Genomic DNA, 8,544 nt, shown 5'->3' on the forward strand with positions numbered 1-8,544 from the left:
CCGGGCGCCGCCGAGGCGGTGGCGGCGCTGCTGGACCGCGCGGCGGGGCCGGTGCTGACCGAGCGCGAGGCCAAGGCGGTGCTCGCCGCCTATGGCATCCCGGTGGTGACCGAGACGCTGGCGGCCGATGCCGACGCCGCCGTGGCGGCGGCCGAGGCGGCGGGCTATCCGGTGGTGCTGAAGGTCGAATCCCCCGACCTGCCGCACAAGACCGAGGCCGGCGTCATCCGCCTGGACCTGCGCGACGCCGCCGCCGTGCGCGAGGCCCATGCCACCATCCTGGCCAACGCCGCCCGCGCCGCGCCGCAGGCGCGCATCAACGGCGTGCTGGTGCAGCCCATGGTGCCGGCCGGGATCGAGATGATGGTCGGCGCCACGCGCGACCCGCTGTTCGGCCCGACCGTGCTGGTGGGGCTGGGCGGCATCCTGGTCGAGCTGCTGCGGGACAGCGCGCTGGCCCTGGCCCCGGTGGGCCGGGAGGAGGCCCTCGACATGCTCGGCCGGCTGAAGGGGGCGAAGCTGCTGGACGGCTTCCGCAACCTGCCGTCGGTGGACCGCGACACCCTGGCCGGCATCGTGCAGCGCGTCTCGGAACTGGCCGCCGACCATGCCGGGCGGATCGCCGAGATCGACGTGAACCCGGTGATCTGCGCCGGCACCCGTCAGGTGGCGGTGGATGCGCTCATCGCGCTGCGCCAGCCCCTGGCGCCGCATGGGTGAGCAGCACCAGCTTGCCGGTGGCGCGGCGGCCGGCCAGCGCCTCCAGCGCCTGCGTCGCCTGCTCCAGCGGGTAGGTGGCGGAGATGTGCGGCGCGAGCCGCCCCTCCGCCACCCAGCCGAACAGCTCGGCCAGCAGGGCGCGGTTGGCGGCGGGCTCGCGCCGGGCGAACTCGCCATAGAACACGCCGACCACCGCGCAGCCCTTCAGCAGCGCCAGGTTGAAGGGCAGGCGCGGGATCTCGCCGCCGGCGAAGCCCACCACCAGGTAGCGGCCGCGCCAGGCCACCGAGCGCAGCGCCGGCTCGGCCTGGGCGCCGCCCACCGGGTCGAACACCACATCCACGCCGCGCCCGCCGGTCAGCGCGCGCACTTCGTCGCGCCAGCCCTCGGCGGTGTAGTCGATGGCGGCCTCGGCGCCCTGGGCCAGGCAGGCCTGGCGCTTCGCCTCGGTCGAGGCGGCGGCGATGACGCGGGCGCCAAGCAGCCGGCCGATTTGGAGGGCCGCCATGCCGGTGCCGCCGGCGGCGCCCAGCACCAGCAGCGTCTCGCCCGGTTGCAGCGCGCCGCGGTCGCGCAGCGCGTGCAGCACCGTGCCATAGGCGAAGCAGAGGGCCGCCGCCGCCTGCGGTGCCACGCCCCGCGGCACCGGCACCAGGCGCGCGGCCTCCACCGCCACGGCCTCGGCGAAGCCGCCCCAGGGGATCATCGCCGCGACCCGGCTGCCGATGGTCAGCCCCTCGACCCCTTCGCCCAGCGCGGCCACGGTGCCGCAGAGCTCGCCGCCCGGCGCGAAGGGCAGGGGCGGCTTCTGCTGGTATCGCCCCGCGATCAGCAGGAGGTCGGGAAAGTTCACGCCGCAGGCCTCGACGCGCACCAGCACCTCGCCCGGGCCGGGGGCGGGCTCGGGCAGCGAACCCGCGCGCAGCGTGCCGGGCGCGCCATGGGCGTGGCAGAGCATGGCTTTCATCGGCGGCACGTCCCCCCGTCATTTCCTGGCCGGCAGCCTGGACAGGAGGCGCCATCCGCGCAAGCCTGCGCGGCAACGGCAATGCTTTGAACGACAAGACCGGAGAGAAACGGATGGATTTCAGCCACTCGCCGAAAGTGGCGGCGCTGCGGGAGCGCCTGCTCGCCTTCATGGACGAGCACATCGTGCCGAACGACCATCTGCACCACGAGCAGCACGCGGCGATGACCGACCGCTGGCAGCCGGTGCCGATCGTCGAGCAGCTCAAGCCGCGCGCGCGCGAGGCGGGGCTGTGGAACCTGTTCCTGCCGGAATCCGGCCATGGCGCGGGGCTGACCAACCTCGAATACGCGCCGCTGGCCGAGATCATGGGCCGCTACCCCTGGGCGAGCGAGGTGTTCAACTGCTCCGCCCCCGACACCGGCAACATGGAAACGCTGGAGCGCTACGGCACCGAGGCGCACAAGGAGCGCTGGCTGAAGCCGCTGCTGGCGGGCGAGATCCGCTCCTGCTTCGCGATGACGGAGCCGGATGTCGCCTCTTCGGACGCCACCAACATCCAGACGCGCATCGCGCGGGATGGCGACCACTACGTCATCAACGGCCGCAAATGGTGGTCCTCGGGCGCGGGCGATCCGCGCTGCGCCATCTTCATCGTCATGGGCAAGACCGACCCGGACGCCGAGAAGCACCGGCAGCAATCGATGATCCTGGTGCCGCGCGACACGCCGGGCGTCACCATCAAGCGCATGCTGCCGGTGTTCGGCTTCGACGACGCGCCGCACGGCCATGCCGAGATCCTGTTCGAGAATGTCCGCGTCCCGGCCGACAACATCCTGCTCGGCGAGGGCCGCGGCTTCGAGATCGCGCAGGGGCGGCTTGGCCCGGGGCGCATCCACCACTGCATGCGCGCCATCGGCCTGGCCGAGCGGGCGCTGGAGATGATGTGCCGCCGCGCGCTGGAGCGCCGCCCCTTCGGCAAGCCGCTGGCCGACCAGGGCGTGATCATCGACCGCATCGCGCAGTCGCGCATCCTGATCGACCAGTGCCGGCTGCTGACGCTGCACGCGGCGTGGCGGATGGACACGGTGGGCAACAAGGTGGCGCGCACCGAGATCGCCGAGATCAAGGTGGCCGCGCCCGACATGGCCTGCCAGGTGATCGACTGGGCGATCCAGGCGCATGGCGCGGCCGGCGTGACCGAGGATTTCGGGCTGGCCTACATGTACAAGATCGCCCGCACGCTGCGCATCGTCGACGGGCCGGACGAGGTGCACAAGTTCCAGCTCGGCCGCATGGAGCTGAACAAGTACCGCGCGCCCCGCAACGCCCGCCCCGGAGAATCCGTGTGAGCACCGCCATGGACCGCTCCCTCTTCGACCTCACCGGCCAGGTGGCGCTGATCACCGGTGCCTCGCGCGGCATCGGCCGCGCCATCGCCGAGCGCATGGCGCAGCAGGGGGCGAAGGTCGTCGTCTCATCCCGCAAGCTCGATGCCTGCCAGGAGGTGGTGGACGGCATCACCGCGCGCGGCGGCGAGGCTTTCGCACAGGCCTGCAACATCGGCCGCAAGGAGGATTTGCAGGCGCTGGTCGATGCCACCATCGCGCGCTGGGGCCGCATCGACACGCTGGTCTGCAACGCCGCGGTGAACCCCTATTTCGGCCCGGCCATCGACATGCCGGACGAGGCGTTCGACAAGATCATGGGCTCCAATGTGCGCTCCAACCTGTGGCTGGCGCATATGGTGATGCCGGGCATGGCGGAGCGCGGCGGCGGCTCGGTGGTGGTGATCTCCTCCATCGCCGGGCTGCGCGGCTCGCCGGTGCTGGGCGGCTACGCCATCTCCAAGGCCGCCGACATGCAGCTCGTGCGCAACATCGCGGTGGAGTGGGGGCCGCGCAACGTGCGGGCCAATTGCATCGCGCCCGGGCTGGTGCGCACCGATTTCGCCCGCGCGCTGTGGGAGAACCCGGAGATCTACCGCAAGCGCACCAAGGACACGCCGCTGCGCCGCATCGGCGAGCCGGACGAGATCGCCGGCGCCGCCATCTTCCTGGCCTCCGGCGCGGGCAGCTTCATGACCGGTCAGACCATCGTCATCGATGGCGGCATCGTCGCCGGCCCGCCGCTCTCCGACGAGGATTGAGGCGCATGGCCGACACGGCGCTCTCCGGCGCGCCCGCCCTGGTGCCGGTGCTGGAGAACCACCGCTTCGACGAGGCGGCGCTGCGGCGCCATCTCGGCGGCCGCCTGCCGGGCTTCGAGGGGGAGGTGGTCATCCGCCAGTTCCAGGGCGGACAGTCCAACCCGACCTTCCACGTCTCGACCGGCGCGGGCGACTACGTGCTGCGCAAGAAGCCGCCCGGCAAGCTGCTGCCCAGCGCCCATGCGGTGGAGCGCGAATACCGGGTGATGCGCGCGCTGGAGGACAGCGGCGTGCCGGTGCCCGCCATGCGCTGGCTGTGCGAGGATGCCGAGGTCATCGGCACGCCCTTCTTCCTGATGGACCATGTGCCCGGCCGCATCTTTCCCGACCGGGTGATGCATGCCGGCAGCCCGGCCGAGCGCGCCGCGGTCTATCAGGACCTGGCGCGGGTGCTGGCGGCGCTGCACGCGGTGGATTGGCGCGCCGCGGGGCTGGCCGATTTCGGCAAGCCCGAGGGCTACATGGCCCGCCAGGTGGCCCGCTGGACCAAGCAATGGCACGCCGCCCAGGTGGAGGAGATGCCGGAGATGGAGCGGCTGGCCGAATGGCTGCCGCGCCACCTGCCGGCGGATGACGAAACCACCCTGGCGCATGGCGACTACCGCCTCGGCAACGTCATCATCCACCCCACAGAGCCGCGCGTGGTGGCGGTGCTGGATTGGGAGCTGGCGACGCTCGGCCATCCGCTGGCCGATCTCGGCTATGCCTGCCTGACCTACCACATGCCGCCCGGCCCCAGCGGTGCCACGGGCCTGCTGGGGGAGGAGTTCGCGGCGAGCGGCATTCCGGACCAGGAGGCGTTCGTCGCGGCCTACGCGGCGGCGTCGGGGCGGCCTGTGCCGCGGGATCTCGACGTGTTCGTCATCTTCTCGATGTTCCGTCTGGCGTCCATCGTCGCCGGGGTGTGGAAGCGGGCGCTCGACGGCAATGCCGCCGATCCGCGTGCCATCGGCTACCGCGAGCGCTATCGCGGCATGGCGGAGGCCGCCTGGGCCCTGGCCCGCCGGAGGGCGGGCTAGGCTCCCCGGGGCCGCTCCAGGGCGGGCCTGCTTCCGCGGCGGTGCCGGTCAGCGGCAGCCCCGCCGCCACCACGCGCGGGGCGCCGAAGCGGGTGATCAGCCGGCCGGTGAAGAAGCTCGGCGCGTACATGGCGATGACATGCCATGGTTGAAGCGCGGCGGCCGCGCCGGTACGGGGCAGTCGCACGCCCAGCAGCAGCATGGCCGAGAGTGCCGCCACCCCAGCCTGCGCCAGATAGGTGCCGGCGAAGACATGGGGCAGCCAGAGGTCCATGGTGTGGGTGACAAGCTGCGGCTCCACCACCCCCGCCGCCACTGAACCGCCCCGGGTTTGCCGGAGGCTTCAACTCTTGAGAGGATGGAGCCACGGCGAAGAAGACGTCGGACCGATATTCGCCTGAGGTCCGGCAGCGGGCGGTCCGGATGGTGCTGGAGCATGGAAGCGGCCATGCCTCGCAGTGGCCGGCGATTGGCTCGATCGCGCCCAAGATCGGCTGCGCAACGGAAACGCTGCGCGGCCGGGTAAGGCAGGCCGAGCGCGACCAGGGGCTGCGGCCGGGGGCGACCCGCGCGGGAGGGGAGCGGATCAAGGCTCTGGAACGCGAGGTCCGCGAGGTGCGGCAGGCCAATGAGATCCTGCGCAAGGCGTCGGCGTATTTCGCGTTGGCGGAGTTCGACCGCCGCAGGACGCCATGATCGCCTTCATCGACGCTCATCGCGAGGCCTGCGGGGTCGAGCCGATCTGCAGGGTGCTGCCGATCGCCCCGTCGACCTGCCACGCCCATGGTGCCCGGCGCACTGATCCGGCCAAGGCCTCGCCGCGCGCCCGGCAGGACCGGGTGCTCATGGAGGGCATCCGGCGGGTGCATGCGGCCAATTTCGGGGTCTGTGGCGCCCGCAAGGTCTGGCGGCAACTCGGCCGCGAGGGTATCGCGGTGGCCCGCTGCACGGTGGAGCGGCTGATGCGCGCCAGGGGCCTGCGGGGTGCGGTGCGCGGGAAGGAGACGAGGACCACCGTCCCGAACCCGGCCACGCCGTGTCCGGCCGATCAGGTCAACCGGCGGTTCCGGGCGTCGGCGCCGAACGTGCTGTGGCTGTCGGGTTTCACCTACGTCGCGACGTGGCAAGGATTCGTCTCCGTCGCCTTCGTCATCGACGCCTTTGCCCGCCGCATCACCGGCTGGCGGGTGTCGCGGACGGCCCATGCAGGATTTGTCCTCGACGCGCTGGAGCAGGCCATCCACGACCGGCGTCCCGTGAAGGGTGGCCTCACCCATCACAGCGACCGCGAGCCGCAATATGTCAGCCTTCGGCACGCGGAACGGTTGCTCGACGCCGGGATTGAGCCGTCCGTCGGGAGCGTCGGTGATTCCTGCGACAACGCGCTCGCCGCGACGGTGATCGGGCTGTTCAAGACCGAGGTCCTCCATCGCCGCGGCCCGTGGCGGTCGCTGGAAGCCGTCGAATACGCCACCCTCGAGTGGTGGCCTGGTTCAACAACCACCGCCTTCTCCAGCCGGCCGGAAGCGTCCCTCCCGCGCAAGCCGGGGCGCGCTGCTATGCTGCAGGGGATGCACCAGCCCTGGCCGCATAACCCAAACACACCAGCTCTGGTAAACCCGGGGCGGTTCAACTCCTCACCGACCGGTGCGGCATCCCGCTCGCCTTCCTGCTGAGCGGCGCCAGCACGCAGGACAGCAGGCCCTTCGAAGACCTGCTGGACGCCGTGCCACCCACCCCAGGCAAGGCAGGCAGGCCTCGTCGCAGGCCGGAAAAGTGGCGTGGCGCGGGCATTATTTAGGGCTTGATGCATTGATGGTCGAGGCATAGATTTCGGCTATGGATGCCGCCCGTCGAGCCCCCTCCGCCCGCGTCAACTATGCCTCCCGCGACTACTGGGCGGGCACGATCAAAATGGGCCTGAGCAAGTTCTTCATCCTACGCGTCCTGCACTATGGGCCGCTGCACGGCTACGACATCGCCCGCCTGGTCGAGCGCACCACCAATGGCTGCTGCTCCCCCACCGAGGGCACGATCTACCCCGTGCTCCGTGAGTTCGAGGCGGGCGGCTTCGTCACCGCGACCGAGGAGGTCGTCGGCGGCCGCCAACGCCGGGTCTATGCGCTCACCGACTCTGGCCGCGCCGCCTTCAGCGTGGCGCTGGAGGCCTGGATGGAGGCGACCGCCGCCCTGCAGGACACCGGCCGCGCCTTCGCCGCCGCCGACCGCGCGCGGGTGGAGCGCAACGCCGACGGGGCGTGCTGCGCGTGACCCGAACCGCCCCTTCCCACGCATGGATGCATCACCCCTCTATGCATCAAGGAGCATCGCCATGAGCGCACCCAGCCTGCCCGTTGCCGTGATCGGCGCTGGCCCCGTCGGCCTTGCCGCCGCAGCGCAGCTCCTCGCCCGTGGCCTCGAGCCCTTGTTGCTGGAGGCCGGGCCCGACATCGGCCATGCGGTGCGGGCCTGGGGCCATGTCCGCATGTTCTCGCCCTGGGCGTTCAACACCGATGCCGCGGCGCGGGCGCTGCTCGAAGCCGAGGGGTGGTCGGCGCCCGACCCCACGCACTACCCGACCGGCGCGGAACTCCTTGCCGGCTACCTCGCCCCGCTGGCCGCGACGGCGGCGCTGCGCGGGCGCATCCACACTGGCTCGAAGGTCGTGGGCGTCGCGCGCCGCGATTTCGGACGGCTGCATGACGGGGCCGGCCGCGACGCGGCTCCCTTCGTGCTGCACATCGAGACCTGCTGCGGCGTGCGGGCGGTGGAGGCGCGCGCGGTGATCGACTGCTCCGGCACCTGGAATGCGCCGAACCCCGCCGGCAGCCACGGCATGCCCGCGCCTGGTGAGGCGCGGCACGCGGCGCGCTTCGCCTATGGCATTCCCGACGTGCTCGGGTCCGAGCGGACGATGTATGCCGGCCGGACGACGCTCGTCGTCGGCGCCGGGCACTCGGCGATGAACGCCGTGCTGGACCTGGCCGAGCTTGCGAAGCAGGCGCCGGGCACACGGATCCTCTGGGCCTTCCGCCGGCCGCTCGGCGCGGTGAACTTCGGCGGTGGCGCCAAGGACGGGCTCGCGCAGCGGGGCGAGCTGGGCGCCCGCGCGCAGGCGCTGGTCGAGACCGGCGCCGTCACCGCCCTCGCGCCCTTCCTCATCGACGACGTCGCCGAGTCCGGCGGCAAGCTCGCGGTCACCGGCCGGCAGGAGGCGGGCACCACCACCGTGCAGGGCGACAGGGTGATCGTCGCCACCGGATTCCGCCCCGACCTCTCCTTCCTGCGCGAGGTGCGGCTCGGCCTCGACCCGGCGGTGGAGGCGACGCCGGCGCTGGCGCCACTGATCGACCCGAACCTGCACTCCTGCGGCACGGTGCGTCCGCATGGCGAGGCTGAGCTGCGCCATCCCGAGGCCGGCTTCTACATCGCCGGCATGAAAAGTTACGGCCGCGCGCCGACCTTCCTGATGGCGACGGGGTACGAGCAGGTTCGCTCGATCGCCGCCTTCCTGGCCGGCGACCTCGAGGCGGCGCGCCGGGTCGAACTCGCGCTGCCGGAGACGGGCGTCTGCTCAACCGGCCGCGCACCGGCGGGCGCCGCGGCCGCCTGCGGCACGCCCCTCACAC

General features: G+C 72.2%; 7 protein-coding genes, 1 pseudogene and 1 other annotated feature. Of the genes and pseudogenes, 7 read left to right on the forward strand and 1 reads right to left on the reverse strand.

Annotated elements, in window-relative coordinates:
* Nucleotides 1–720: acetate--CoA ligase family protein (locus tag HMPREF0731_RS01060; RefSeq protein WP_007002130.1), on the forward strand; the 720-nt coding region annotated here is incomplete at its 5' end.
* Here HMPREF0731_RS01060 and HMPREF0731_RS01065 read toward each other — a convergent pair.
* Nucleotides 683–1,687 carry an NADPH:quinone oxidoreductase family protein gene (locus tag HMPREF0731_RS01065; protein WP_007002131.1) on the reverse strand — a complete coding sequence of 335 codons (1,005 nt, stop codon included), beginning with the start codon at nucleotides 1,685–1,687 and terminating at the stop codon, nucleotides 683–685. The two genes, HMPREF0731_RS01060 and HMPREF0731_RS01065, sit on opposite strands and share 38 nt — an antisense overlap.
* 113 nt (nucleotides 1,688–1,800) lie before the next feature.
* On the opposite strand from HMPREF0731_RS01065, the gene HMPREF0731_RS01070 reads away from it, so the two are divergent.
* From HMPREF0731_RS01070 to HMPREF0731_RS01100, 6 genes and pseudogenes are all read left to right on the forward strand, one after another.
* Nucleotides 1,801–3,039, forward strand: a complete 1,239-nt coding sequence (locus HMPREF0731_RS01070; RefSeq protein ID WP_007002132.1) for an acyl-CoA dehydrogenase family protein — start codon at nucleotides 1,801–1,803, stop codon at nucleotides 3,037–3,039.
* Between the two features lie 8 nt (nucleotides 3,040–3,047).
* The gene (locus HMPREF0731_RS01075) at nucleotides 3,048–3,836 is read left to right on the forward strand and encodes an SDR family NAD(P)-dependent oxidoreductase (RefSeq protein ID WP_040612093.1); all 789 of its coding nucleotides are present in this window, start codon (nucleotides 3,048–3,050) and stop codon (nucleotides 3,834–3,836) included.
* A gap of 5 nt (nucleotides 3,837–3,841) precedes the next feature.
* Complete coding sequence (locus tag HMPREF0731_RS01080) at nucleotides 3,842–4,915, forward strand: phosphotransferase family protein (protein WP_007002134.1); 1,074 nt, start codon at nucleotides 3,842–3,844, stop codon at nucleotides 4,913–4,915.
* 423 nt (nucleotides 4,916–5,338) lie between these two features.
* Nucleotides 5,339–6,509, forward strand: a pseudogene (locus tag HMPREF0731_RS01090) (IS3 family transposase).
* Nucleotides 5,566–5,682: a sequence feature (AL1L pseudoknot), on the forward strand. It overlaps the preceding pseudogene by 117 nt.
* A 245-nt stretch (nucleotides 6,510–6,754) precedes the next feature.
* On the forward strand, nucleotides 6,755–7,186 hold the full coding sequence (locus tag HMPREF0731_RS01095) for a PadR family transcriptional regulator (RefSeq protein ID WP_007002137.1): 432 nt from the start codon (nucleotides 6,755–6,757) through the stop codon (nucleotides 7,184–7,186).
* A 61-nt stretch (nucleotides 7,187–7,247) separates the two neighbouring features.
* On the forward strand, nucleotides 7,248–8,544 hold a 1,297-nt coding region (locus HMPREF0731_RS01100), incomplete at its 3' end, for an FAD-dependent oxidoreductase (RefSeq protein ID WP_007002138.1).

It is taken from the genome of Pseudoroseomonas cervicalis ATCC 49957, assembly GCF_000164635.1.
Taxonomy (GTDB): Bacteria; Pseudomonadota; Alphaproteobacteria; order Acetobacterales; family Acetobacteraceae; genus Pseudoroseomonas; species Pseudoroseomonas cervicalis.

Coding starts and splice junctions, on each gene's coding strand:
- HMPREF0731_RS01070 (WP_007002132.1), top strand. CDS start 1,801: ATGGATTTCAGCCACTCGCCGAAAGTGGCGGCGCTGCGGGAGCGCCTG.
- HMPREF0731_RS01080 (WP_007002134.1), top strand. CDS start 3,842: ATGGCCGACACGGCGCTCTCCGGCGCGCCCGCCCTGGTGCCGGTGCTG.
- HMPREF0731_RS01075 (WP_040612093.1), top strand. CDS start 3,048: ATGGACCGCTCCCTCTTCGACCTCACCGGCCAGGTGGCGCTGATCACC.
- HMPREF0731_RS01065 (WP_007002131.1), bottom strand. CDS start 1,687: ATGAAAGCCATGCTCTGCCACGCCCATGGCGCGCCCGGCACGCTGCGC.
- HMPREF0731_RS01095 (WP_007002137.1), top strand. CDS start 6,755: ATGGATGCCGCCCGTCGAGCCCCCTCCGCCCGCGTCAACTATGCCTCC.